Annotated in this window: 31 protein-coding genes and 1 tRNA gene; 26 read left to right on the top strand and 6 right to left on the bottom strand. The window is 65.0% G+C overall.

What is annotated here, in order from left to right; genetic code table 11:
* Positions 1–130: 130 nt before the first annotated feature.
* Positions 131–2,587, top strand: a complete 2,457-nt coding sequence (locus BMX37_RS11870; RefSeq protein ID WP_244501548.1) for a PhoX family protein — start codon at positions 131–133, stop codon at positions 2,585–2,587.
* Between the two features lie 36 nt (positions 2,588–2,623).
* Here the strand turns inward: BMX37_RS11870 and BMX37_RS11865 are convergent, their stop codons facing one another.
* From BMX37_RS11865 to BMX37_RS11840, 6 genes are all read right to left on the bottom strand, one after another.
* Positions 2,624–4,309, bottom strand: coding sequence for a DEAD/DEAH box helicase (locus BMX37_RS11865; RefSeq protein ID WP_093665949.1), 1,686 nt, complete (start codon positions 4,307–4,309; stop codon positions 2,624–2,626).
* A gap of 153 nt (positions 4,310–4,462) precedes the next feature.
* The gene (gene rplA, locus BMX37_RS11860; protein ID WP_093665948.1) at positions 4,463–5,155 is read right to left on the bottom strand and encodes a 50S ribosomal protein L1; all 693 of its coding nucleotides are present in this window, start codon (positions 5,153–5,155) and stop codon (positions 4,463–4,465) included.
* Positions 5,156–5,159: 4 nt separating this feature from the next.
* Positions 5,160–5,591 (bottom strand): 50S ribosomal protein L11, encoded by a 432-nt coding sequence (rplK, locus tag BMX37_RS11855; protein ID WP_093665947.1) that lies wholly within the window; start codon positions 5,589–5,591, stop codon positions 5,160–5,162.
* A gap of 191 nt (positions 5,592–5,782) precedes the next feature.
* Positions 5,783–6,319: a transcription termination/antitermination protein NusG gene (gene nusG / locus BMX37_RS11850; protein WP_093665946.1), complete on the bottom strand. Its 537-nt coding sequence runs from the start codon at positions 6,317–6,319 to the stop codon at positions 5,783–5,785.
* Between the two features lie 24 nt (positions 6,320–6,343).
* Positions 6,344–6,544 carry a preprotein translocase subunit SecE gene (gene secE, locus BMX37_RS18830; protein ID WP_170841948.1) on the bottom strand — a complete coding sequence of 67 codons (201 nt, stop codon included), beginning with the start codon at positions 6,542–6,544 and terminating at the stop codon, positions 6,344–6,346.
* Between the two features lie 199 nt (positions 6,545–6,743).
* Positions 6,744–6,820, bottom strand: a tRNA-Trp gene (locus tag BMX37_RS11840).
* 245 nt (positions 6,821–7,065) lie between these two features.
* On the opposite strand from BMX37_RS11840, the gene rpsL reads away from it, so the two are divergent.
* The 25 genes from rpsL (at position 7,066) to rplO (ending at position 21,652) form a co-directional block, all read left to right on the top strand.
* The gene (rpsL, locus tag BMX37_RS11835) at positions 7,066–7,437 is read left to right on the top strand and encodes a 30S ribosomal protein S12 (protein WP_093665944.1); all 372 of its coding nucleotides are present in this window, start codon (positions 7,066–7,068) and stop codon (positions 7,435–7,437) included.
* A 41-nt stretch (positions 7,438–7,478) separates the two neighbouring features.
* Positions 7,479–7,949: a 30S ribosomal protein S7 gene (gene rpsG / locus BMX37_RS11830; protein WP_093665943.1), complete on the top strand. Its 471-nt coding sequence runs from the start codon at positions 7,479–7,481 to the stop codon at positions 7,947–7,949.
* A gap of 95 nt (positions 7,950–8,044) precedes the next feature.
* Complete coding sequence (gene fusA / locus BMX37_RS11825; RefSeq protein WP_093665942.1) at positions 8,045–10,120, top strand: elongation factor G; 2,076 nt, start codon at positions 8,045–8,047, stop codon at positions 10,118–10,120.
* A gap of 110 nt (positions 10,121–10,230) precedes the next feature.
* Positions 10,231–11,421: an elongation factor Tu gene (tuf, locus tag BMX37_RS11820; protein ID WP_093665941.1), complete on the top strand. Its 1,191-nt coding sequence runs from the start codon at positions 10,231–10,233 to the stop codon at positions 11,419–11,421.
* Between the two features lie 257 nt (positions 11,422–11,678).
* Complete coding sequence (gene rpsJ / locus BMX37_RS11815) at positions 11,679–11,987, top strand: 30S ribosomal protein S10 (RefSeq protein ID WP_033921125.1); 309 nt, start codon at positions 11,679–11,681, stop codon at positions 11,985–11,987.
* A gap of 240 nt (positions 11,988–12,227) precedes the next feature.
* Positions 12,228–12,962 (top strand): 50S ribosomal protein L3, encoded by a 735-nt coding sequence (gene rplC, locus BMX37_RS11810; RefSeq protein ID WP_093665940.1) that lies wholly within the window; start codon positions 12,228–12,230, stop codon positions 12,960–12,962.
* Complete coding sequence (gene rplD, locus BMX37_RS11805; protein ID WP_093665939.1) at positions 12,963–13,577, top strand: 50S ribosomal protein L4; 615 nt, start codon at positions 12,963–12,965, stop codon at positions 13,575–13,577. It abuts the gene before it with no gap.
* Positions 13,570–13,881: a 50S ribosomal protein L23 gene (locus tag BMX37_RS11800; protein WP_093665938.1), complete on the top strand. Its 312-nt coding sequence runs from the start codon at positions 13,570–13,572 to the stop codon at positions 13,879–13,881. The genes rplD and BMX37_RS11800 overlap by 8 nt, the downstream gene beginning before the upstream one ends.
* Positions 13,882–13,886: 5 nt before the next feature.
* Positions 13,887–14,720 carry a 50S ribosomal protein L2 gene (gene rplB / locus BMX37_RS11795; protein ID WP_093665937.1) on the top strand — a complete coding sequence of 278 codons (834 nt, stop codon included), beginning with the start codon at positions 13,887–13,889 and terminating at the stop codon, positions 14,718–14,720.
* Positions 14,720–14,995 carry a 30S ribosomal protein S19 gene (gene rpsS, locus BMX37_RS11790; protein WP_093665936.1) on the top strand — a complete coding sequence of 92 codons (276 nt, stop codon included), beginning with the start codon at positions 14,720–14,722 and terminating at the stop codon, positions 14,993–14,995. Before rplB ends, rpsS begins: the two co-directional genes overlap by 1 nt.
* Positions 14,995–15,372, top strand: a complete 378-nt coding sequence (gene rplV, locus BMX37_RS11785) for a 50S ribosomal protein L22 (RefSeq protein ID WP_093665935.1) — start codon at positions 14,995–14,997, stop codon at positions 15,370–15,372. The genes rpsS and rplV overlap by 1 nt, the downstream gene beginning before the upstream one ends.
* Positions 15,372–16,079, top strand: coding sequence for a 30S ribosomal protein S3 (gene rpsC / locus BMX37_RS11780; protein WP_093665934.1), 708 nt, complete (start codon positions 15,372–15,374; stop codon positions 16,077–16,079). The genes rplV and rpsC overlap by 1 nt, the downstream gene beginning before the upstream one ends.
* A 27-nt stretch (positions 16,080–16,106) precedes the next feature.
* On the top strand, positions 16,107–16,541 hold the full coding sequence (rplP, locus tag BMX37_RS11775) for a 50S ribosomal protein L16 (protein ID WP_093665933.1): 435 nt from the start codon (positions 16,107–16,109) through the stop codon (positions 16,539–16,541).
* A gap of 1 nt (position 16,542) precedes the next feature.
* Positions 16,543–16,746 carry a 50S ribosomal protein L29 gene (gene rpmC / locus BMX37_RS11770; RefSeq protein WP_093665932.1) on the top strand — a complete coding sequence of 68 codons (204 nt, stop codon included), beginning with the start codon at positions 16,543–16,545 and terminating at the stop codon, positions 16,744–16,746.
* Positions 16,747–16,758: 12 nt separating this feature from the next.
* Positions 16,759–17,031, top strand: coding sequence for a 30S ribosomal protein S17 (gene rpsQ / locus BMX37_RS11765; RefSeq protein WP_093665931.1), 273 nt, complete (start codon positions 16,759–16,761; stop codon positions 17,029–17,031).
* A gap of 171 nt (positions 17,032–17,202) precedes the next feature.
* On the top strand, positions 17,203–17,571 hold the full coding sequence (gene rplN, locus BMX37_RS11760; RefSeq protein ID WP_093665930.1) for a 50S ribosomal protein L14: 369 nt from the start codon (positions 17,203–17,205) through the stop codon (positions 17,569–17,571).
* On the top strand, positions 17,571–17,888 hold the full coding sequence (gene rplX / locus BMX37_RS11755) for a 50S ribosomal protein L24 (protein WP_093665929.1): 318 nt from the start codon (positions 17,571–17,573) through the stop codon (positions 17,886–17,888). Before rplN ends, rplX begins: the two co-directional genes overlap by 1 nt.
* A complete protein-coding gene (rplE, locus tag BMX37_RS11750) occupies positions 17,881–18,465 on the top strand; it encodes a 50S ribosomal protein L5 (protein ID WP_093665928.1) in 585 nt (194 codons plus the stop codon). Before rplX ends, rplE begins: the two co-directional genes overlap by 8 nt.
* Positions 18,466–18,522: 57 nt before the next feature.
* Positions 18,523–18,828, top strand: a complete 306-nt coding sequence (gene rpsN, locus BMX37_RS11745; protein WP_093665927.1) for a 30S ribosomal protein S14 — start codon at positions 18,523–18,525, stop codon at positions 18,826–18,828.
* 10 nt (positions 18,829–18,838) lie between these two features.
* On the top strand, positions 18,839–19,234 hold the full coding sequence (rpsH, locus tag BMX37_RS11740; RefSeq protein WP_093665926.1) for a 30S ribosomal protein S8: 396 nt from the start codon (positions 18,839–18,841) through the stop codon (positions 19,232–19,234).
* Entirely contained in the window at positions 19,234–19,767 is a 534-nt protein-coding gene (rplF, locus tag BMX37_RS11735) for a 50S ribosomal protein L6 (protein ID WP_093665925.1), read from the top strand. The genes rpsH and rplF overlap by 1 nt, the downstream gene beginning before the upstream one ends.
* Positions 19,767–20,117, top strand: coding sequence for a 50S ribosomal protein L18 (rplR, locus tag BMX37_RS11730; protein ID WP_093665924.1), 351 nt, complete (start codon positions 19,767–19,769; stop codon positions 20,115–20,117). Before rplF ends, rplR begins: the two co-directional genes overlap by 1 nt.
* A gap of 2 nt (positions 20,118–20,119) precedes the next feature.
* Positions 20,120–20,848, top strand: coding sequence for a 30S ribosomal protein S5 (rpsE, locus tag BMX37_RS11725; RefSeq protein WP_093665923.1), 729 nt, complete (start codon positions 20,120–20,122; stop codon positions 20,846–20,848).
* Between the two features lie 6 nt (positions 20,849–20,854).
* Positions 20,855–21,034, top strand: a complete 180-nt coding sequence (gene rpmD, locus BMX37_RS11720) for a 50S ribosomal protein L30 (RefSeq protein ID WP_093665922.1) — start codon at positions 20,855–20,857, stop codon at positions 21,032–21,034.
* 99 nt (positions 21,035–21,133) lie between these two features.
* The gene (gene rplO, locus BMX37_RS11715) at positions 21,134–21,652 is read left to right on the top strand and encodes a 50S ribosomal protein L15 (RefSeq protein ID WP_093666010.1); all 519 of its coding nucleotides are present in this window, start codon (positions 21,134–21,136) and stop codon (positions 21,650–21,652) included.
* Positions 21,653–21,773 lie beyond the last annotated feature (121 nt).

Here is a 21,773-nt window from a genome sequence, read left to right as displayed (position 1 = left end):
TCATGGGGGCGTCAGCCCCGTGTCACGCCGGCGACCCCCTTCTGTAGCGAACGTGCGCCATCCCCGTGCGATCCGGCCATCATGGCCGACCGGGGGGACGACCAAGATGAAGACGCCGAGCATCACTGCCATGAGCTACCACGACGGCGATACCGATACGAACCGCAGCGGCAATCCGCATATCGATGACCTCGTCAGCGCACGCTATTCCCGTCGCCAGACGTTGCTCGGCGGTTTGCAGGCGGCCAGCGCGGCGGTCTTCGGCGGCATGCTGTTGTCCGCGTGCGGCGATGGGGACGACGAGGCGGCGCTGGTGGATGCGGGGGCGTCCGCCAGCACGACATCGGGCAAGCTCGTGACCCTGAACGGCAGCGTCACGGGGCCGGCCGAGTCGTTCGGCTGGGCGCAGGTCAGCGGCCCCACTGTCGCCTTGTCCGGCGCGCAGACCACGACGGCGACCTTTACCGCGCCCAGCGTCGCCGCCGCGACTCCGCTGGTCTTTCGCCTGTCGAGCACCAGCCGCGATGGCGTACGGTCGCAGGCGGACACGACCGTGACCGTCGGTCCGGCTCAGCTGGGTTTTACCGCCGTTGCGAAGAGCCTTGCGGACATCGTTGCCGTGCCGGCCGGATACTCGGTCACGGTCCTGTACCGCCTGGGCGATCCGATCGCCGCCAACGTGCCGGCGTTTGCCAACAACGGCGCGGACACCAACTTCGCGCTGCGTGCCGGCGACCATCATGACGGGATGAGCTATTTCGGCATGGCTGCGACCGGCAACGCGCCGGACGCGACCAACTCGACGCGTGGCCTGCTCGCGTTGAATCACGAGAACATCACCCAGGCCTATCTGCACCCGAACGGTGCCTCCGGCATGGGCAGCGGCGGCGTCCGGCCGGAAGCGGAGGCGCTGAAGGAGATGGAGTGCCACGGCGTTTCCGTGATCGAAATCGTGCGGGGCGCGGTTGGCTGGTCCTATGTGCCGAACTCTGGGTTCAACCGGCGCGTGACTCCGCTGACTCCGATGAGCTTCAGTGGGCCGGCACGCGGCACGCCGCAGTTGCGCACACGCCATTCGCCCGACGCGACGACCGGCCGTGGCACGATCAACAACTGCGCCAATGGCACCATGCCGTGGCAGACCTATTTGACGAACGAGGAGAACTGGGCCGGCTATTTCCGGCGCGATGCGGGCGACGCGGCGATCCGGTCGGCGGCGGCCGCGGCCAAGGAGAATGTCTCGCTCGCCCGCTACGGCATCCGTGAGGGCGCTGGCGGCAACTACAAATGGACCAGCGTCACGCCCGCCGACGCGGCCAGCACCGTTTACGCCCGCTGGAACGCCACCGCCGCAAAGGATCAGCCGGCCGACGGCAGCGGCGATTTCCGGCATGAGCCCTTCCAGTTCGGCTGGGTCGTGGAGATCGACCCCTTCGATCCCGCCTCCACTCCGCGCAAGCGGACCGCGCTTGGCCGGATGAACCATGAGGGGTGCCAGATCGGTCGGACGATCACCGGAGTTCGCCCCGCCTTCTACATGGGTGACGACGCCCAGAACGAATATATCTACAAGTTCGTCTCCGTGACGCCCTGGACTGCGGCTGATGCCAGCGCGGCGAGCCGGCTGGCGGTGGGCGACAAATATCTCGATGCTGGCACGTTGTACGTGGCCAGGTTCAACGCGGATGGCACTGGTCAATGGATGCCGCTCGTCTTCGGGCAAGGTCCCCTGACGCCCTCGAACGCAGCCTACGCCTTTGCCGACCAGGCGGACGTGCTGGTCAATGCCAGGCTTGCCGCCGATGCGTTGGGCGCCACGCGCATGGACCGGCCGGAGTGGACCGCGGTCAACCCTACAACGGGTGAGATGTATTGCACCCTGACCAACAACTCCTCACGCACCGCGGCGGGCACGGATGCTGCCAACCCGCGCGCCTATAGCGACCCGAAGTCCACCGGGGGCGCCACGAGCGGCAATGCCAACGGCCATGTCATTCGTCTGCGAGAAACCGGGGACACGTCGGAGGCGACCAGCTTCGCCTGGGACATCTACGCGTTCGGCGCTGGCAGCGACCTGGACGCGACCAACATCAACCTGTCGGGGTTGGACGGCAGCAACGACTTCTCGTCGCCGGACGGCTTGTGGTTCAGCCTGCCATCGAATGTTGCGGGGCAGACGACGCCCGTGCTGTGGGTGGAAACGGACGACGGCGCCTTTACCGATCAAACCAACTGCATGCTGCTCGCCGCGATACCGGGCACCGTCGGCGACGGGGGCACGAAGACGGTGGTCAACACCCTTGGCGGCGCGTCCAGCAGCGTGACGATCCGGATCGGCAAGGCGCCCGGCACGACGCTCCGGCGCTTCCTAGTCGGGCCGAAGGAGTGCGAGATCACGGGCATTCACTCGACCCCGGACGGCCGGTCGATCTTCGTCAACATCCAGCATCCCGGCGAGAACGGATCGCCCGCCAACATCACGAGCAACTGGCCCTACAATCAGTCGGGCACGGCAGCCGCCGGAAACCGGCCCCGTTCGGCCACCATCGTCATCACCAAGGACGATGGCGGCGTTGTCGGGTTCTGACCTGTAGCGTTGTCCCAACAGGGCGGGCGTCGGATCCTACCGGCGCCCGCGATGTCCGCCATGGGTCGGACGCGCACTGTGCCGCTGCTGCGGCGGGCCACGGCGCTGTTGCGGCTCCGGCGCACCCTGCAGCAGCTCGATCCGGACACCGCTCTCGTCCTCGCCGGACGCATCTGCGGTCTTGGCCACCGCGTTCATGAAGCGGCTTGCGATGGCGTTCGGGATAGCGAACTGAGTCTCGCCAGCGCCGATCCGGATCGCCCCGACCTCCGTTTTGGTCACATGCCCGCGTCGGCAGATCAGCGGCAGGATCCAGCGCGGATCCGCGTTCTGGCGCCGGCCGATGTTCATGCGGAACCAGGCGACATCGTCGAAGCCCGGACGATGGCCCCGTTCCCGATCGGCCGGCGAGCTGTCCCGGTCGATCAACTCCTCCGGCGCCGGCATCGTGCCGCGATGCGCGCGCACCAGCATGCCGGCGAGCTCCTCCGGTGTCCGCTGCGCAACCAGGTCGCGCGCGATCGCCTGATCCTCCTCGTCGATCTCCACCGGCTGGAGCAGTTGCGCGAGCAAGCGCTCACGATCCTGTGCCCGGATCGCCTCGGGCGAGGGGACGGGCATCCACTCGGCGGCGATGCGCGCGCCGCGCAGCATGCCCTCCACGCGGCGGCGGCGGGGATACGGCACGATCAGGACGGCCGTGCCCTTCTTGCCGGCGCGACCGGTGCGGCCGGAGCGGTGCTGCAACACCTCCGCATCGCGGGGTAGCTCGACATGGATGACAAGGCTCAGCGTGGGCAGGTCGATGCCGCGCGCGGCGACATCGGTGGCCACGCACACCCGCGCGCGCCGGTCACGCAGCGCCTGGAGAGCGTGGTTGCGCTCGTTCTGGCTATGCTCACCCGACAGTGCGACTGCCCCGAAGCCACGCTCTACCAGGCTGGCATGAAGGTGGCGGACATTGTCGCGCGTGGCGCAGAACAGGATCGCCGTTTCCGCCTCGTAGAAACGGAGCAGGTTGATGACCGCATGCTCGATATCCGCGGGCGCCACCGCGACCGCGCGGTACGCGATGTCGCCATGGCCACGATCCTCGCCCACGGTCGAGATACGCAACGCATCGCGTTGATATGCCTTGGCAAGTTGTACGATCGGCCGGGGCAGCGTGGCGGAGAACAGCAGTGTCCGACGCTCCGACGGGCTGCCGTCGAGCAGTGTTTCCAGATCCTCGCGAAAGCCCATGTCGAGCATCTCGTCGGCCTCGTCCAGAACCGCGACGCGCAGTGCCGACAAGTCAAGCGCGCCACGCTCCAGATGGTCCTTCAGACGTCCGGGCGTGCCGACCACGATATGGGCGCCATGGTTCAGCGCGCGGCGCTCTCGGCTGGCATCCATGCCGCCGACGCAGGTCGCGATGCGGCCACCGGCCGCTGCATAGAGCCAGCTGAGTTCCTTGGCGACCTGCAGCGCCAGTTCGCGCGTCGGCGCGATGACTAGCGAAAGCGGCAGCGCGGGCGGGGGCAGAGCACCGTCGGCCAGCAGGTCGCCCGCCATGGCAAGGCCGAACGCTACGGTCTTGCCGGACCCGGTCTGCGCGGAAACCAGAAGGTCGCGGCCGTCGGCCTGTTCCTGCGTCACCTCGTTCTGAACGGGGGTCAGGGCCTCATAGCCGCGAGCGCGCAGGGCGTCGGCAAAGGCGGGGGGAAGATGTGTAAAGGACATGTCACTCGATATGCTTGGCGAGCGACAGGCCCGCGATCCGGTCGGCATTCCCATGGGCGCAAAGACAGATCGCGCAACGTCTTGGAATTCGACAAAAAACAAAGGGGCCGGGATCGCTCCCGGCCCCTTTCGATCATTTACCTAGGAAGCGGATCAGCCGCCTGCAACCTCGGTCACGTCGATGCGGATGCCCGGACCCATGGTCGAGGACAGCGCGATCTTCTTGACGTACTTGCCCTTGGCGCCCGACGGCTTCGCCTTGACGACCGCGTCGACCAGAGCGTCGAAATTGGCGCGCAGGTCCTCGGCGGGGAACGACGCCTTGCCGATGCCCGAATGGATGATGCCGGCCTTCTCGACGCGATACTCGACCTGGCCGCTCTTCGCGTCCTTGACCGCCTGTGCGACGTTCATGGTCACGGTGCCCAGCTTCGGGTTCGGCATCAGGCCCTTGGGACCCAGCACCTTACCGAGACGACCGACGACGCCCATCATGTCGGGGGTCGCGATGCAGCGGTCGAAGTCGATCGTGCCGTCCTGGATCGTCTGCATCAGGTCCTCGGCGCCGACGACGTCAGCTCCGGCCTCACGCGCCTCGTCCGCCTTCGCGCCGCGTGCGAACACGCCGACGCGGACGGTCTTGCCGGTGCCCTTGGGCAGGTTGACCACGCCGCGGACCATCTGGTCGGCGTGACGCGGATCGACACCTAGGTTCAGCGACAACTCGATGGTTTCGTCGAACTTGCTGGTGGCGTTGGTCTTGGCGAGGGCGATCGCCTCGTCGATACCATGCAGCGTCTCAGGCGAGATGTTCCAAACCTTCTGCTTCTTGCTCAGCTTGGCCATGATCTCAGCCCTCCACCACTTCGAGGCCCATCGCGCGGGCGGAACCTTCGATGATGCGGGTCGCCGCCTCGAGGTCGTTCGCGTTCAGGTCCTTCATCTTGGCGGTCGCAATCTCGGACAGCTGCGAGCGCTTGATCTTGCCTGCAGTCGCCTTGCCCGGCTCCTTCGAACCCGACTTCAGGTTTGCGGCCTGCTTCAGCAGATAGGTCGCGGGCGGGGTCTTGGTCTCGAACGAGAAGGACCGATCCGCATAGACGGTGATGACGGTCGGCAGTGGCGTGCCCTTGGGCTGCTCGCCGGTCTGGGCGTTGAACGCCTTGCAGAATTCCATGATGTTGACGCCGCGCTGACCCAGCGCCGGGCCGATCGGCGGCGACGGGTTCGCGGAGCCCGCAGGCACCTGCAGCTTGATATAGCCGGTGATCTTTTTTGCCATGACTCACTCTGTTTCAAGTTTAGCGGTCAGCGGACGCGCAAAGACGCCCTCCCGCAATGGTTTCCAGCGATGATCGGTGGAAGCGCGCGCCCTTATCACTCGTCGACTCGATATGCAAACGGCGCGGCATCGACCTGGTCGATATCGCGCCGTCCGGTTTGCGTGATGTGGCCGGGTTTCGGCCGAGCGAATTACTTCGACCGTTCGACCTGCTCGAAATCGAGTTCCACGGGCGTGGCGCGGCCGAAGATCGACACCGACACCTTGACCTTGGCCTTGTCGAAATCGAGCTCCTCGACCGTGCCGTTGAAGCTGGCAAACGGGCCCTCGAGCACCTTGACCGCATCGCCGATCTCGAAATCGACCTTGATCTTCTGCTTCGGCGCCGCGGCAGTCTCTTCCTTGGACTGAAGCATGCGAGCCGCTTCCGACTCGCTGATCGCCTGCGGCTTGCCCATGGCGCCGAGGAAGCCGGTCACCTTCGGCGTGTTCTTGACCAGGTGATAGACCTGATCGTTCATGTCGAGCTTGGCGAGGACGTAGCCGGGCATGAACTTGCGCTCCACCGCGATCTTCTTCCCGCGGCGCGCCTCGGTCACGGTCTCCGTCGGGACCTCGATCTGCTCGACCAGGCGCTCCAGGCCGAGGCGGGTCGCTTCCGACATGATCGCGTCGCGGACCTTGCCCTCAAACCCGGAATAGGCGTGGATGATGTACCAGCGCGCCATGAGTTTCCGTATCCCTTGCTTGTTTTAGTTGCTGGCGAGCTTCAGCAGCCCGGTAACGACCGCGTTGAAGAACGAGTCCACCGCCAGGAAGAACAGCGCCAGGATGGTTGTCATGATCACCACCATCACGCCGGTCATCACGGTCTCGCGTCGGGTCGGCCATACGACCTTCCGCGTCTCGGCCCGGACCTGGTTGAAGAACTCGATGGGGGTCGTCTTGGCCACGTTTCGCGCTTTCGCCCACTGGTGAATATAACCGCCGGCGAGGCATGGGGCCGCCGCCGGCAACTCCGTTTCGGAAGGCCGGCGAGAGAGGTCCTCGCTGTCGGATTGCGGGCGGATGTAACGGCGAGGGGCGGGGAAGGCAAGTGGTCCGCGGCCGGGCGTATGGGGCAGAGGTAGCCGGCTCGTCCACAAGATCGCATGGCAGGGGCGCTCGGATTCGAACCGAGGGCCTTCGGTTTTGGAGACCGACGCTCTAACCAGCTGAGCTACGCCCCTGTGCGGATGCGCCCCTTAGCGGGGCCACACGCCGGGTTCAAGCGCTTTCGGTCGGCCGTTGACCGCGCAGGCAGCGACGCGTATAGGCGCGCCCGTTCGATGTGGCAGGCCCTCATGCGGTCGGTCAGGCGAACACGCTTGAACATTGCTGGATTCATCAGGGCCCGGGCGACACCGCCACGGCCCTTTTCGTATTCGGTGGCTTTAGGCTCCAGCAAAGTAACCCTTTGAAAGGTGAAGGCTTCATGCCGACGATCAACCAGCTGGTCCGAAAGGGCCGCGAACCGCAGAAGGCCAAGTCCAAGGTCCCTGCGATGGAGCAGAACCCGCAAAAGCGCGGCGTCTGCACCCGTGTGTATACGACGACTCCGAAGAAGCCGAACTCGGCACTTCGCAAGGTGGCCAAGGTTCGCCTGACCAACCAGCGCGAAGTCATCAGCTACATCCCCGGTGAAGGCCACAACCTTCAGGAGCACTCGGTGGTGCTGATCCGCGGCGGCCGTGTGCGCGACCTTCCCGGTGTGCGTTACCATGTGCTGCGCGGCGTGCTCGACACGCAGGGCGTCAAGAACCGCAAGCAGTCGCGGTCCAAGTACGGTGCGAAGCGGCCCAAGTAAGTCGCTCCCGTATTTTCCAAGCTGATTGAAAGGTAAGCCACATGGCTCGTCGTCGTCGTCCCGAAAAGCGGGAAATCCTGCCTGATCCCAAGTTTGGGGATGAGGTTCTGTCCAAGTTCATGAACTCCGTCATGTATGACGGCAAGAAGTCGGTCGCCGAACTGATCGTCTACGGCGCGCTGGAAACGGTCGAGAACCGTGCCAAGCGCGATCCGCTGGGCGTGTTCCACGACGCGCTGAACAACATCAAGCCGGGCATCGAGGTCCGCAGCCGCCGCGTCGGCGGCGCCACCTACCAGGTTCCGGTCGAGGTTCGTCCGGAGCGTGCGCAGGCGCTCGCGATCCGTTGGCTGATCTCCGCGGCGCGCAGCCGGTCGGAGAACACCATGGCGGCACGCCTGTCGGGTGAGCTGATGGATGCGGCCAACAACCGCGGTAATGCGGTCAAGAAGCGTGAAGACACGCACCGCATGGCAGAAGCGAACCGCGCCTTCTCGCACTACCGCTGGTAAGCCCGGCGGCAGGCTTGGAAGCCACCGCAATCTGAACTATATGGTGGGGAGCCGGCGACGCGCCTGCTCCCCACATTGCTAAGGAAACCCGATCCATGGCCCGCAGCCATCCGCTCGAGCGCTACCGCAATATCGGCATCATGGCGCACATCGATGCCGGCAAGACCACGACTACCGAGCGTATCCTGTATTACACCGGCAAGTCCTACAAGATCGGCGAGGTCCATGAGGGCACCGCGACGATGGATTGGATGGAGCAGGAGCAGGAGCGCGGCATCACGATCACGTCCGCCGCGACGACCTGTTTCTGGAACGACAACCGCATCAACATCATCGACACGCCCGGCCACGTCGACTTCACCATCGAGGTCGAGCGTTCGCTGCGCGTGCTCGACGGCGCGGTTGCGTGCTTCGACGGCGTGGCTGGTGTCGAGCCGCAGTCCGAGACGGTGTGGCGTCAGGCCGACAAGTACGGCGTGCCGCGGATGTGCTTCGTCAACAAGCTCGACCGGACGGGCGCTGACTTCTATTTCTGCGTCAACTCCATCATCGAGCGCCTGGGTGCGCGTCCGGCGGTCCTGTACCTGCCGATCGGTATCGAGGGCGGGTTCAAGGGCCTGGTCGACCTGGTCGGGAACCGCGCGATCATCTGGCTCGAGGAGAGCCTGGGCGCGAAGTTCGAATATCAGGACATCCCTGCCGACATGGTGGAGAAGGCTGCGAAGTACCGCAGCGACCTGATCGAGATGGCCGTCGAACTCGACGACGAGGTCATGGAGCAGTATCTGGAGGGCAACGAGCCCGACATCGCGACGCTGAAGAAGCTGATCCGCAAGGGTACGCTCAGCATGGCGTTCGTGCCGGTCGTCTGCGGCTCCGCGTTCAAGAACAAGGGCGTCCAGCCGCTGCTCGACGCGGTGATCGACTATCTGCCGTCCCCGCTCGACGTTCCCGCGATCAAGGGCGTGAAGCTCGACGGCGAAACGCCGGACGAGCGTCCGTCCGACGACGCGGCACCGTTCTCGGCGCTGGCGTTCAAGATCATGAACGATCCGTTCGTCGGCACGTTGACCTTCGCCCGCATATATTCGGGCAAGCTCGAGGCGGCGTCGCAGGTCCAGAACTCGGTGAAGGACAAGAAGGAAAAGGTTGGCCGCATGCTGCTGATGCATGCGAACAGCCGTGAGGACATCACCGAAGCCTATGCCGGCGACATCGTCGCGCTGGCGGGCCTGAAGGACACCACGACCGGCGACACGCTGTGTGCGCAGTCGGCGCCGATCATCCTGGAGCGTATGGAGTTCCCGGAGCCGGTGATCGAACTGTCGGTGGAGCCCAAGACCAAGGCCGACCAGGAAAAGATGGGCGTGGCGCTCAATCGCCTCGCTCGCGAAGATCCCTCGTTCCGCGTGTCGTCGGATGCCGAATCGGGCCAGACCATCATCAAGGGGATGGGCGAGCTCCACCTCGAGATCCTGGTCGACCGCATGAAGCGCGAGTTCAAGGTCGAGGCGAATGTCGGCGCTCCGCAGGTGGCGTATCGCGAATACCTGAAGAAGCCCGTCGACATCGACTACACCCACAAGAAGCAGTCGGGCGGCACCGGTCAGTTCGGCCGCGTAAAGGTGAAGCTGACGCCGGGCGAGCGCGGCGCGGGCATCATCTTCAAGGACGAGATCAAGGGCGGTAATATTCCCAAGGAATATATCCCCGCGATCGAGAAGGGCTTCCGTGAGACGGCGGCCACGGGTTCGCTCGTCGGCTTCCCTATCATCGACTTCGAGATCACGCTGTATGACGGCGCGTATCACGACGTCGACTCCTCGGCGCTGGCGTTCGAAATCACCGCCCGCGGCGCAATGCGCGAAGCGGCGCAGAAGTCTGGCATCACGCTGCTCGAGCCGGTCATGAAGGTCGAGGTCGTTACCCCGGAGGATTATCTGGGTGACGTCATCGGCGACATGAACAGCCGTCGTGGCCAGATCCAGGGCACCGACACGCGCGGTAACGCCCAGACGGTCGAGGCGATGGTGCCGCTGGCCAACATGTTCGGTTACGTCAACGCGCTGCGCTCGTTCACGCAGGGTCGAGCGCAATACTCGATGCAGTTCTCGCACTATGACGAAGTGCCGCAGAACGTCGCCGACGAGGTGAAGGCGAAGCTGGCCTGATCGGGCCTGCCGGTCCCAGGGCTGGCATAAGCTGAAAACACCCGCTATGGGGCCGCGTCCGGCGCGGCTCCGTAGCGAATCCGGAACCAAACCCACGAAGGTAGGAAACAATGGCAAAGGCGAAATTCGAGCGGAACAAGCCGCACCTCAACATCGGCACCATCGGTCACGTCGACCATGGCAAGACCTCGCTGACCGCGGCGATCACCAAGGTGCTGGCCGACACGTCGGGCGGCGTCGCCGTCGACTTCGCGAACATCGACAAGGCGCCGGAAGAGCGTGAGCGCGGCATCACCATCTCGACCGCACACGTCGAGTACGAGACCGCCAACCGTCACTATGCGCACGTCGATTGCCCCGGCCACGCCGACTATGTGAAGAACATGATCACCGGCGCGGCGCAGATGGACGGCGCGATCCTGGTCGTGTCCGCGACCGACGGCCCGATGCCGCAGACCCGTGAGCACATCCTGCTCGCGCGTCAGGTCGGCGTGCCCGCGATGGTCGTGTTCATGAACAAGGTCGACCTGGTCGACGACGAAGAGATCCTGGAGCTCGTCGAGCTCGAGGTTCGCGAGCTGCTGTCCTCGTACGAGTTCCCGGGCGACGACATCCCGATCATCAAGGGTTCGGCGACCGCCGCTCTCTCGGGTTCGGACCAGAAGCTGGGCCAGGACGCCGTTCTGGAACTGATGAAGGCCGTCGACGACTACATCCCGCAGCCGGATCGTCCGCTCGACAAGCCGTTCATGATGCCGATCGAGGACGTGTTCTCGATCTCGGGTCGCGGCACCGTGGTGACCGGCCGCGTTGAAACCGGCCAGGTCAAGGTCGGTGAGGAAGTCGAGATCGTCGGGATCAACGACACCCGCAAGACCACGGTCACGGGCGTCGAGATGTTCCGCAAGCTGCTCGACTCGGGTCAGGCCGGCGACAACATCGGCGCGCTGATCCGTGGCGTGGCGCGTGACGAGGTGGAGCGTGGCCAGGTGCTCGCAAAGCCGGGTTCGATCACCCCGCACACCGACTTCCAGTCGGAAGTGTACGTCCTGTCGAAGGATGAGGGTGGCCGTCATACGCCGTTCTTCGCGAACTATCGTCCGCAGTTCTACTTCCGGACCACGGACGTGACCGGCACCGTCGAGCTGCCCGAGGGCACCGAGATGGTGATGCCGGGCGACAACGTCGCTCTGGGCATCAAGCTGATCGCCCCGATCGCGATGGACGTCGGTCAGCGTTTCACCATCCGTGAGGGCGGTCGTACCGTTGGCGCCGGCGTGGTGAGCGGCATCGCCAAGTAAGGCGCGGCGCGGGGGTTACCCGCGCAGCTGAAAAAAGGTTCCGCCCGATGCACCGAAAGGAGCGTCGGGCGGTTGCCTTTTTATGAGGGTGCCGTTATGCGGCCCCACTCACGAGACAAAAGAGTAACGCTCTTTCTCCGCTTTCTCCGCTTTCCTCAGCGGGGATCTCATCCCGCCGGCTCCCGCCTGCGGCACGAGCCTCGGACCGGCATGGTCCGGGAAGCGGCCGAGGTGTTGCGCACGAACCGGTAGGGACCATGGACAACAATATCCGCATCCGCCTGAAGGCGTTCGATCACCGCGTTCTCGACCAGGCGGCCGGCGACATTGCCGACACCGCGCGTCGGACCGGCGCGCTGATCCGCGGCCCGATACCGCTGCCGACCCACATCGACAAGTTCACCGTGAACCGCGGCCCGCACATCGACAAGAAGTCGCGCGAGCAGTTCGAGACGCGCACCTACAAGCGTCTGCTCGACATCGTGCAGCCGACCCCGCAGACCGTCGACGCACTGATGAAGCTCGATCTCGCCGCCGGCGTTGACGTCGAGATCAAGCTGGCGTAAGGGCCGCACCTCGCCGCGGTCGACTCCGGTCCCGCCGCGTTGTGGCATTTAAGATACCGCCGGTTGCTTGTCAGCCGGGACAGCGTCTTCCGTCGTGTTCCTGCGCTCATGCGTGGGTTCAACCGGCCCGGGACGGGGCTCGCTTCGAATAATCCGGGCTGACCCGATCCTCGCTTCGGCGGGGGTCGCACGCACCCATGGGATGGGCCTGTGGGTGCCTCTGTCAAGGAGTAGTGGATCATGCGTACTGGCGTGATCGCGAAGAAAATGGGGATGACCCGCCTGTTCGGGGACGACGGCCGCCACGTGCCGGTTACCGTCCTGCAGATCGAGGCGCTTCAGGTCGTCGCCCGTCGCGAGATGGATCGGGATGGCTACACCGCCGTCCAGCTTGGCGCAGGTATCGCCAAGGCGAAGAACGTCGCAAAGCCGCAGCGCGGTCATTTCGGCAAGGCCGAGGTTGAGCCGAAGGCGGTTGTTGCCGAGTTCCGCGTGACCGAGGACAATCTGCTCGACGTCGGTGCCGAACTGGCCGCCGATCACTTTGTCGCAGGCCAGCTGGTCGATATCCAGGGTCGTACCCAGGGTAAGGGCTTTGCCGGTGCGATGAAGCGCTGGAACTTCGGCGGCCTGCGCGCGACGCACGGCGTCTCGGTCAGCCACCGTTCGCACGGTTCGACCGGTAACCGCCAGGATCCGGGTCGCGTCTTCAAGAACAAGAAGATGGCCGGCCACATGGGCGATCGCAACCGCACCCAGCAGAACCTCGAGATCGTGTCGACCGACGTCGAGCGCGGCCTGATCTTCGTAAAGGGCTCGGTGCCTGGCTCGAAGGGTGGCTGGCTGTTCGTCAAGGACGCGGTCAAGGTCGACCGCCATGCCGACGCTCCGATGCCGGCCGGTTTGAAGACCGCCAATTCCAACACCGCCGAGGCTGCTCAGAGCGCCGGGGCGAGCGACGCCCAGGAGGCATAAGTGCAGGTCAAGGTTCAATCCTTCGCCGGCGCCAATGCGGCGGACATCGAGCTCTCGGACGAGGTCTTCGGCCTCGACCCGCGTGCCGACATCCTGCACCGCGTGGTGACCTGGCAGCTCGAGAAGCGCCGCGCGACCGCGCGTGGCACGCGCGAGCGTTCGGACGTTGCGCGTTCGGGCAAGAAGCTCGGTCGCCAGAAGGGCGGCGGCGTCGCCCGTCACGGCGATCGGCGCGCTCCGGTGTTCATCGGCGGCGGCAAGGCGCACGGCGCTCGCGTCCGTGACTTCAACCCGTCGCTGAACAAGAAGGTTCGCGCGCTGGGTCTGAAGATGGCACTGTCCAGCCACGCAAAGGCGGGTTCGCTGATCGTCCTGGACGGCTTCGAGGTCGCGAAGACCAAGGAGCTCCAGGGCCACTTCGCAGGCCTGAGCACGGGAAAGCGGACGCTGGTCATCGACGGCGTCGCTGGCGACAGCTTCCTGGCCGCTCGCAATCTGAAGGGCGTGGACATGCTCCCGGCCGTGGGCGCGAACGTCTATGACATCATCAAGGCGGACACGTTGGTTCTGACCCGCGCAGCCGTCGAACAGCTGGAGGCGCGCTTCAATGGCTAAGCCGCAGAACCAGGTGGACGTGCGTCACTATGACGTGATCGTCGCGCCGCACATCACCGAAAAGGCGACGCTCATGTCCGAGCAGAACGCCGTGGTGTTCAAGGTCGCCAACACCGCGACCAAGCCGCAGATCAAGGCGGCCGTCGAGGCGCTGTTCGGCGTCACCGTGAAGGGCGTCAACACGATCGTCCAGAAGGGCAAGACGAAGCGGTGGAAGGGCGTGCCCTACACCAAGTCCGACGTGAAAAAGGCGATCGTCACGCTCGCCGACGGTCAGTCGATCGACGTGACGACGGGGGTCTGAGGGTCATGGCACTCAAGCAATACAACCCGACGAGCCCGGCCCGGCGTGGCCTGATCCTCGTCGACAAGTCGCAGCTCTGGAAGGGCAAGCCTGTCAAGGCTCTGACCGAGGGCAAGCTGAAGACGGGCGGCCGCAACAACAAGGGTCATGTGACCAGCCGCGGCATCGCGGGCGGTCACAAGCAGAAGTACCGTTACATCGACTTCACCCGCCGCAAGTGGGACGTCGAGGGCACGGTCGAGCGGCTGGAATACGATCCCAACCGTACCGCCTTCATTGCGCTGGTGTCCTATGGCGACGGCGAGCAGGCCTACATCATCGCGCCGCAGCGTCTGCAGGCCGGTGACAAGGTAGTCGCGGGCAAGAAGACCGATGTGAAGCCGGGCAATGCCATGGAGCTGGGCCAGATGCCCGTCGGCACGATCGTCCACAATGTGGAGATGAAGCCGGGCAAGGGCGGTCAGATCGCGCGGTCCGCCGGAACTTACGTCCAGGTCGTCGGTCGTGATCGCGGTATGGTGATCGTCCGCCTGAACTCGGGCGAGCAGCGCTACATCCGCAGCGATTGCATGGCGACGGTTGGTGCGGTGTCGAACCCCGACAACCAGAACCAGAACTTCGGCAAGGCCGGCCGCACCCGCTGGATGGGCAAGCGTCCGCTGACCCGCGGTGTCGCGAAGAACCCGGTAGACCACCCGCACGGCGGTGGTGAAGGCCGGACCTCGGGCGGCCGTCATCCGGTCACCCCGTGGGGCAAGCCGACCAAGGGTGCGCGTACGCGCCACAACAAGAGCACGGACAAGATGATCATCCGTAGCCGCCACGCGAGGAAGAAGTAATGGCTCGCTCTGTCTGGAAGGGCCCGTTCGTCGAACTGAGCCTGCTCAAGAAGGCCGAAGCCGCGCAGGACGCCGGTGGCCGTGCGCCGATCAAGACTTGGTCGCGCCGTTCCACCATCCTGCCGCAGTTCGTCGGTCTGACGTTCACGGTATACAACGGCAAGAAGTTCGTGCCGGTGTCGATCAACGAGGACATGGTCGGCATGAAGCTGGGTGAATTCGCGCCGACGCGCTACTTCCCCGGCCACGCCGCGGACAAGAAGGGCAAGCGCTGATGAGCAAGCCAGCATCCCCCCGCAAGGTCGGCGACAAGGAAGCCCTGTCCGTCGGCACGCAGATCCGCGGATCTGCGCAGAAGCTGAACCTGGTCGCGGGCCTGATCCGTGGCAAGAAGGCCGGCGACGCGCTGAACATCCTGCAGTTCTCGACCAAGGCGATGGCTGTCGACGCTCGCAAGGTGCTCGCTTCGGCGATCGCCAATGCCGAGAACAACCACAACCTCGACGTCGACGCGCTCGTCGTCGCCGAGGCGTCGGTCGGCAAGTCGATCACCATGAAGCGGTTCGCCACCCGCGGCCGCGGCAAGTCGACGCGCATCCTGAAGCCGTTCTCGCGGCTTCGCATCGTCGTCCGCGAGCAGGAAGAAGCATAATGGGTCAGAAGTCTAACCCGATCGGTCTGCGTCTGCAGATCAACCGCACCTGGGACAGCCGCTGGTTCGCCGAGGGTGCGGATTATGGTCGCCTGCTGCTGGAGGATCTGAAGATCCGCCAGTACATCATGAAGACGTTGCCTCAGGCCGCGATCTCGAAGGTGGTGATCGAGCGCCCGGCCAAGCTGTGCCGTATCTCCGTCTTTGCCGCACGTCCCGGCGTGATCATCGGCAAGAAGGGCTCGGACATCGAGAAGCTGCGCAAGACGCTGGGTGCGATGACGTCGTCCGACGTGTCGCTGAACATCGTCGAGATCCGCAAGCCCGAGGTTGATGCGCGTCTCGTCGCGCAGTCGATCGCCGACCAGCTGGAGCGTCGTATCGCATTCCGTCGCGCCATGAAGCGCGCGGTACAGTCGGCGCTTCGTCTGGGTGCGGAAGGCATTCGCGTCGCTTGCGGCGGTCGTCTGGGCGGCGCCGAAATCGCGCGTGCCGAAAGCTACCGCGAAGGCCGTGTGCCGCTGCACACGCTGCGTGCGAACATCGACTATGCCGAGGCCGAGGCGCATACCTCCTACGGGGTATGCGGCGTGAAGGTCTGGGTGTTCAAGGGCGAGATCCTGGGTCACGACCCGATGGCGACCGACCGGCTGATGATGGAGGCCCAGACCTCCGGCGTCCGTCCGGCTCGCGACGACCGTCGCTGATCCGACCCCGCTAAGGAGTAACGAAAAGTGCTGCAACCAAAGCGCACCAAGTTCCGCAAGGCGTTCAAGGGCCGCATCTCGGGCAAGGCGCCCGGTGGTACCGACCTGAACTTCGGCGCCTATGGCCTGAAGGCCATGGAGCCGGAGCGGATCACCGCCCGCCAGATCGAGGCGGCTCGCCGCGCGATCACCCGCCACATGAAGCGCCAGGGGCGTTTGTGGATTCGCATCTTCCCGGACGTTCCCGTCTCGTCGAAGCCTGCCGAGGTCCGCATGGGCTCAGGTAAGGGCGCGCCCGAGTTCTGGGTCGCCCGTGTCAAGCCGGGCCGCATTCTGTTCGAGCTCGACGGTGTCGACGGCAACCTCGCCCGTGAAGCGTTCGAGCGTGCTGCGATGAAGCTGCCGATCAAGACCAAGGTCGTTGCCCGCCTGGGCGACACCTCGCACCTCGGAGGCGAGTAAGATGGCCAACAAGATCGATTACGCCGGCCAGAGCGACGATCAGCTGGGTGAGAGCCTAAGCAACCTGAAGCGCGAGCAGTTCAACCTGCGCTTCCAGGCCGCCACCAGCCAGCTGGAGAAGCCGAGCCGCGTGCGTGAGGTCCGCAAGGATATCGCGCGCATCAAGACCCTCCAGGCGCAGCGTTCGGCTGCGGCTGGCAAGTAAGGACAAGAGCACATGCCGAAGCGCGTGCTGACCGGGCTGATCGTCTCCGACAAGGGCGACAAGACGGTGGTCGTGAACGTGGAGCGCAAGGTCAAGCACCCGCTCTACGGCAAGATCATCCGTCGTTCGAAGAAGTATCACGCCCATGACGAGGCGAACGAGTTCAAGGCTGGCGAAACGGTGCGGATCGAAGAGACCGCGCCAATGTCCAAGCTTAAGACCTGGAAGGTGCTGGAGCGCGTGGGCGCGATGGCGGCTCCGGATCGGGTGGACGTCGACGCCTGAGCTTGGCGGCCCGGTCGAAAGGCTGGGCCACAAACGGGAGTGCTTGCATTCCCGGACGTGAGACGGTAGGGGCGTCGCTCCCCCTGGTGCGGCGAGTCCGCGCCGGGGTTCGTTTTTTATAGGCGGGGCTGGGTCGGTATCCACCCCAGGTAAGAGAAGGAAGCAGGATCCATGATCCAGATGCAGTCCAATCTCGACGTCGCTGACAACAGCGGCGCGAAGCGGGTGCAGTGCATCAAGGTGCTTGGCGGTTCGAAGCGTCGTACCGCCGGCGTCGGCGACATCATCGTGGTGTCGATCAAGGAAGCGCAGCCGCGTGGGCGCGTGAAGAAGGGTGACGTGCATCGCGCCGTCATCGTCCGCACCGCGAAGGACATTCATCGTGCGGACGGCTCGACCATCCGCTTCGACAGCAACGCCGCCGTTCTGGTGAACAAGAACGAGGAGCCGATCGGCACCCGTATCTTCGGCCCGGTGGTGCGCGAGCTGCGTGGCAAGAAGCACATGAAGATCATCTCTCTTGCGCCCGAGGTGCTGTAATGGCCGCCGCGAAGATCAAGAAGGGCGACCGCGTCGTCGTTCTGTCCGGCAAGGACAAGGGGAAGACGGGCACCGTCACCCAGGCGCTGCCGAAGGACGGCAAGGTCGTGGTCGAGGGCGTGAATGTTGCGACCCGCCACCGCAAGCCGACCCAGGCCAACCCGCAGGGCGGTCTGGAGCGTTCCGAAGCCCCGATGCACATCTCCAAGGTCGCGCACGTGACCGCGGACGGCAAGCCCACCCGCGTCCGCTTCGAGACGCAGGACGGCAAGAAGGTCCGCGTGGCCGTGAAGACCGGGGAGGCGATCAATGGCTGATTCCTACAAGCCGCGAATGAAGGCGATCTATGACGATCGCATCGTCAAGGCGATGGTCGACAAGTTCGGCTACAAGAACGTGCTCGAGATCCCGCGCATCGAGAAGATCGTCCTGAACATGGGTGTAGGCGAGGCGACCCAGGACAAGAAGCGCGTCGACCAGGCGGCATCCGAGATGGAGCTGATCGCCGGTCAGAAGCCCGTGATCACCAAGGCGAAGAAGTCGATCGCGCAGTTCAAGCTGCGTGAAGGCATGCCGATCGGCGTCAAGGTGACGCTGCGTCGGGAGCGCATGTACGAGTTCCTCGACCGTTTCATCACGATTGCGCTGCCGCGCGTTCGCGACTTCCGTGGTCTGAACCCCAAGAGCTTCGACGGTCGCGGCAACTATGCCTGCGGCATCAAGGAGCAGATCATTTTTCCCGAGATCAACTATGACCGCATCGACAAGGTGCGCGGCATGGATGTGATCGTCACCACCTCGGCGAAGACCGACGAAGAGGCGCGCGAGCTGCTTCGTTTGTTCGGCTTCCCGTTCCCGCAGGACCAGGCCGCCGAAGAGCGGCAGGCCGCGTAATAACGACCTGTCCCCCGGCTTTCGGGTCGGGGGGCCAACTGGAAGAGCTTAAGTCCAATGGCGAAACTGAGTTCGATCAACAAGAACGAGCGTCGCAAGAAGCTGGTGAAGCAATATGCCGGCAAGTACGCGAAGCTGAAGGCCCAGGCCAACGACAAGACGTTGGATGATGGTGAGCGCATGATCGCCCGCCTGAAGATGGCCGAACTGCCGCGCAACGCGAACCCGACCCGCATCCGCAACCGGTGCGAGCTGACGGGGCGCCCGCGCGCTTATTACCGCAAGTTCCGTCTCGCACGCGTCATGCTGCGCGATCTGGCCAACAAGGGCCTGATCCCCGGTGTCGTGAAGTCGAGCTGGTAAGGACACGATCATGGCAGTGACCGATCCCCTGGGTGACCTGCTCACCCGCATCCGCAACGGCCAGCGTGCGCGCAAGGACTCCGTCCTCTCGCCCTCCAGCAAGCTGCGTGTCCGCGTTCTCGACGTGCTGCAGCGCGAGGGATACATCCGTGGCTACAGCGAAGAGCAGATGGGCCCCGCCGCCGGCGTGCGCATCGAGCTGAAGTATTTCGAAGGCCAGCCCGCGATCAAGCATGTTGCGCGCGTGTCTAAGCCCGGTCGTCGCGTCTATAGCGGGTCGCAAGACCTGCCGCGCGTGATGAACGGCCTGGGCATCACCATCGTGTCGACGCCGCGTGGCGTTCTGTCCGACGCCGAGGCGCGCGAGCAGAATGTCGGTGGCGAAGTGCTGGCGGAGGTGTTCTGATGAGCCGCATCGGCAAAAAGGCCGTGGCGATCCCGGCCGGGGTCACCGCGACGACGCAGGACGGTCGGCTGACCGTGAAGGGTCCGAAGGGCTCACTGTCTCTGCAGATGGTTGAGCAGGTCACGTACGACGTGCAGGGCGATCAGATCGCAGTGCAGCCGGCGAACGACACAAAGCGGGCGCAGGCCTTTTGGGGCATGCAGCGCACGCTGGTCCAGAACCTGGTCACCGGCGTGACGCAGGGCTTCTCCAAGAAGCTGGTCATCACCGGCGTCGGCTACCGCGCGGCAGCGCAGGGCAAGATCCTGAAGCTGCAGCTCGGTTACAGCCACGACGTCAACATCGACGTGCCGGAGGGCCTGGAGGTGAAGACCCCCGATCCCACCACCGTCGAGATCAGTGGCGCCGACAAGCAGAAGGTCGGCCAGCTCGCAGCGGTGGTCCGTCAGTGGCGGAAGCCTGAGCCGTACAAGGGCAAGGGCATCAAGTACGACGGCGAGTTCATCTTCCGCAAGGAAGGGAAGAAGAAGTAATGGCCAAGGGTCTTTCTCTTTTCGAAAAGCGGCGTCGCCGCAATCGTACCGCGCTTCGGGCGCGGTCGGGTACGCGTCCTCGTCTGTCCGTTCATCGCTCGGGCAAGCACATCTATGCCCAGGTGATCGACGACGAGGCTGGTCGGACCGTGGCTTCGGCATCGACGCTGGCCGGGCACGAGGGTGCCACAGCGAACGTCGACGCGGCGACCGCAGTTGGTCGTCGTGTCGCGGAGGCCGCAAAGGCGGCGGGCGTGACGCAGGTCGTGTTCGACCGTGGCGGCTTCCTGTATCACGGTCGCGTCAAGGCGCTGGCCGAGGCGGCTCGTGAAGCCGGACTGGAGTTCTAATCATGGCTGACACCAACGAAATCCAGGCGCAGCCGGGCGCTCCGGCAGAGGCCGGCGCCAGCGAGGCTCCTCAGTCGCGCGGCCCTCGTGGCGGTCGTGGGCGTGGTGGTCCGGGCGGCGGTGATCGCGGTCGTGGTGGTCGTGACGGCAATCGCGGTCGTCGCGACGATCGTCGTGGCGCCGAGGATGGTGGCGAAGAGCTGATCGAGAAGCTCGTTCACATCAACCGCGTGTCAAAGACGGTGAAGGGCGGCAAGCGCTTCGGGTTCGCGGCGCTGGTCGTCGTAGGCGACGGCAAGGGTCGGGTCGGCTTCGGTCACGGCAAGGCGCGCGAGGTGCCTGAGGCGATCTCCAAGGCGACTGCGGCGGCCAAGAAGGCGATGGTCCGCGTCCCGCTGCGTGAGGGCCGTACTTTGCATCATGACGGCAACGGGCACTTCGGCGCGGGCCGCGTGACCGTACGTTCGGCGCCTCAGGGCACCGGCATCATCGCGGGTGGCCCGATGCGCGCTATCTTCGAGAGCCTGGGCGTGGCAGACGTGGTGACCAAGTCGGTCGGTACGTCCAACCCGTACAACATGATCCGCGCGACCTTTGAGGCACTGGGCGACCAGACCAGCCCGAAGAGCGTTGCGCAGCGCCGTGGCAAGAAGATCGCCGATCTGCTTGGCCGTGGTCAGAACGCGACCGCCCAGTCCGCCGAGGCGGATGCCGCGGCCGTTGTGGAGTAAGCGAGCATGGCGACGATCAAGATCAAGCAGACCGGATCGCCGATCCGCCGGACGAAGGACCAGCGCGCGACGCTGGTCGGTCTGGGCCTGAACAAGATGCACCGGGTTAGCGAGCTTCGGGACAGCCCTGAAGTGCGCGGCATGATCCGCAAGGTGCAGCACATGGTCGAGGTTCAGGAGGGCTGAGCCCTTCTCGACTTCACAGGTGACAAGTACGGGGAGGGGGGCTAAGCGGCCCCCTTCCTTTTTCCATCAGCGCGACAAAAGCGAAAGCGAGTGCACATCATGAACCTGAACGATCTCCGCGATAATCCCGGTTCCCGCAAGTCCAAGATCCGCGTCGGACGCGGTATCGGCTCCGGCAAGGGCAAGACTGCCGGCCGCGGCCAGAAGGGTCAGAAGAGCCGCGAGGGCGTGTCCATCGCAGGCTTCGAGGGCGGCCAGATGCCGCTCCACATGCGTCTGCCGAAGCGTGGCTTCAACAACATCTTCGCCAAGGATCATGCCGAGGTGAACCTGGGCGCGATCCAGAAGGCGGTCGATGCGGGCAAGCTGACCGGCACCGACATCGATCACGCCGCGCTGAAGGCGGCCGGACTGGCCCGTGGCGGCAAGGACGGCGTGCGTTTGCTCGCCAAGGGTGAGTTCTCGGCCAAGCTGAGCTTCACGGTTGCGGGTGCGTCGGCGTCCGCACGTGAGGCGGTCGAAAAGGCCGGTGGATCGGTGACGATCCCCACGATCGTCCCGGCCGCGGAAAAGGCCGCTGCCAAAAAGGGCAAGACGAAGGCCGCGAAGAAGGCGTAAGCCGCTGCAATCAGGCCGGACGATGTGTTCCTCGGGATCCACTCGTCCGGTTTGATGACGTCGCTGTTGCGACCAGCATTAGACAAGGCGCCATTGACGCCTATATGAGCGGCGGGGCGGG

It is taken from the genome of Sphingomonas gellani (assembly GCF_900110035.1).
Taxonomy (GTDB): Bacteria; Pseudomonadota; Alphaproteobacteria; order Sphingomonadales; family Sphingomonadaceae; genus Sphingomonas; species Sphingomonas gellani.
This window is presented reverse-complemented; position numbering and strand designations above follow the sequence as displayed.

Coding starts and splice junctions, on each gene's coding strand:
- BMX37_RS11870 (WP_244501548.1), top strand. CDS start 131: ATGAGCTACCACGACGGCGATACCGATACGAACCGCAGCGGCAATCCG.
- BMX37_RS11865 (WP_093665949.1), bottom strand. CDS start 4,309: ATGTCCTTTACACATCTTCCCCCCGCCTTTGCCGACGCCCTGCGCGCT.
- rplA (WP_093665948.1), bottom strand. CDS start 5,155: ATGGCCAAGCTGAGCAAGAAGCAGAAGGTTTGGAACATCTCGCCTGAG.
- rplK (WP_093665947.1), bottom strand. CDS start 5,591: ATGGCAAAAAAGATCACCGGCTATATCAAGCTGCAGGTGCCTGCGGGC.
- nusG (WP_093665946.1), bottom strand. CDS start 6,319: ATGGCGCGCTGGTACATCATCCACGCCTATTCCGGGTTTGAGGGCAAG.
- rpsL (WP_093665944.1), top strand. CDS start 7,066: ATGCCGACGATCAACCAGCTGGTCCGAAAGGGCCGCGAACCGCAGAAG.
- rpsG (WP_093665943.1), top strand. CDS start 7,479: ATGGCTCGTCGTCGTCGTCCCGAAAAGCGGGAAATCCTGCCTGATCCC.
- fusA (WP_093665942.1), top strand. CDS start 8,045: ATGGCCCGCAGCCATCCGCTCGAGCGCTACCGCAATATCGGCATCATG.
- tuf (WP_093665941.1), top strand. CDS start 10,231: ATGGCAAAGGCGAAATTCGAGCGGAACAAGCCGCACCTCAACATCGGC.
- rpsJ (WP_033921125.1), top strand. CDS start 11,679: ATGGACAACAATATCCGCATCCGCCTGAAGGCGTTCGATCACCGCGTT.
- rplC (WP_093665940.1), top strand. CDS start 12,228: ATGCGTACTGGCGTGATCGCGAAGAAAATGGGGATGACCCGCCTGTTC.
- BMX37_RS11800 (WP_093665938.1), top strand. CDS start 13,570: ATGGCTAAGCCGCAGAACCAGGTGGACGTGCGTCACTATGACGTGATC.
- rplB (WP_093665937.1), top strand. CDS start 13,887: ATGGCACTCAAGCAATACAACCCGACGAGCCCGGCCCGGCGTGGCCTG.
- rpsS (WP_093665936.1), top strand. CDS start 14,720: ATGGCTCGCTCTGTCTGGAAGGGCCCGTTCGTCGAACTGAGCCTGCTC.
- rplV (WP_093665935.1), top strand. CDS start 14,995: ATGAGCAAGCCAGCATCCCCCCGCAAGGTCGGCGACAAGGAAGCCCTG.
- rpsC (WP_093665934.1), top strand. CDS start 15,372: ATGGGTCAGAAGTCTAACCCGATCGGTCTGCGTCTGCAGATCAACCGC.
- rpmC (WP_093665932.1), top strand. CDS start 16,543: ATGGCCAACAAGATCGATTACGCCGGCCAGAGCGACGATCAGCTGGGT.
- rpsQ (WP_093665931.1), top strand. CDS start 16,759: ATGCCGAAGCGCGTGCTGACCGGGCTGATCGTCTCCGACAAGGGCGAC.
- rplN (WP_093665930.1), top strand. CDS start 17,203: ATGATCCAGATGCAGTCCAATCTCGACGTCGCTGACAACAGCGGCGCG.
- rplX (WP_093665929.1), top strand. CDS start 17,571: ATGGCCGCCGCGAAGATCAAGAAGGGCGACCGCGTCGTCGTTCTGTCC.
- rplE (WP_093665928.1), top strand. CDS start 17,881: ATGGCTGATTCCTACAAGCCGCGAATGAAGGCGATCTATGACGATCGC.
- rpsN (WP_093665927.1), top strand. CDS start 18,523: ATGGCGAAACTGAGTTCGATCAACAAGAACGAGCGTCGCAAGAAGCTG.
- rpsH (WP_093665926.1), top strand. CDS start 18,839: ATGGCAGTGACCGATCCCCTGGGTGACCTGCTCACCCGCATCCGCAAC.
- rplF (WP_093665925.1), top strand. CDS start 19,234: ATGAGCCGCATCGGCAAAAAGGCCGTGGCGATCCCGGCCGGGGTCACC.
- rplR (WP_093665924.1), top strand. CDS start 19,767: ATGGCCAAGGGTCTTTCTCTTTTCGAAAAGCGGCGTCGCCGCAATCGT.
- rpsE (WP_093665923.1), top strand. CDS start 20,120: ATGGCTGACACCAACGAAATCCAGGCGCAGCCGGGCGCTCCGGCAGAG.
- rpmD (WP_093665922.1), top strand. CDS start 20,855: ATGGCGACGATCAAGATCAAGCAGACCGGATCGCCGATCCGCCGGACG.
- rplO (WP_093666010.1), top strand. CDS start 21,134: ATGAACCTGAACGATCTCCGCGATAATCCCGGTTCCCGCAAGTCCAAG.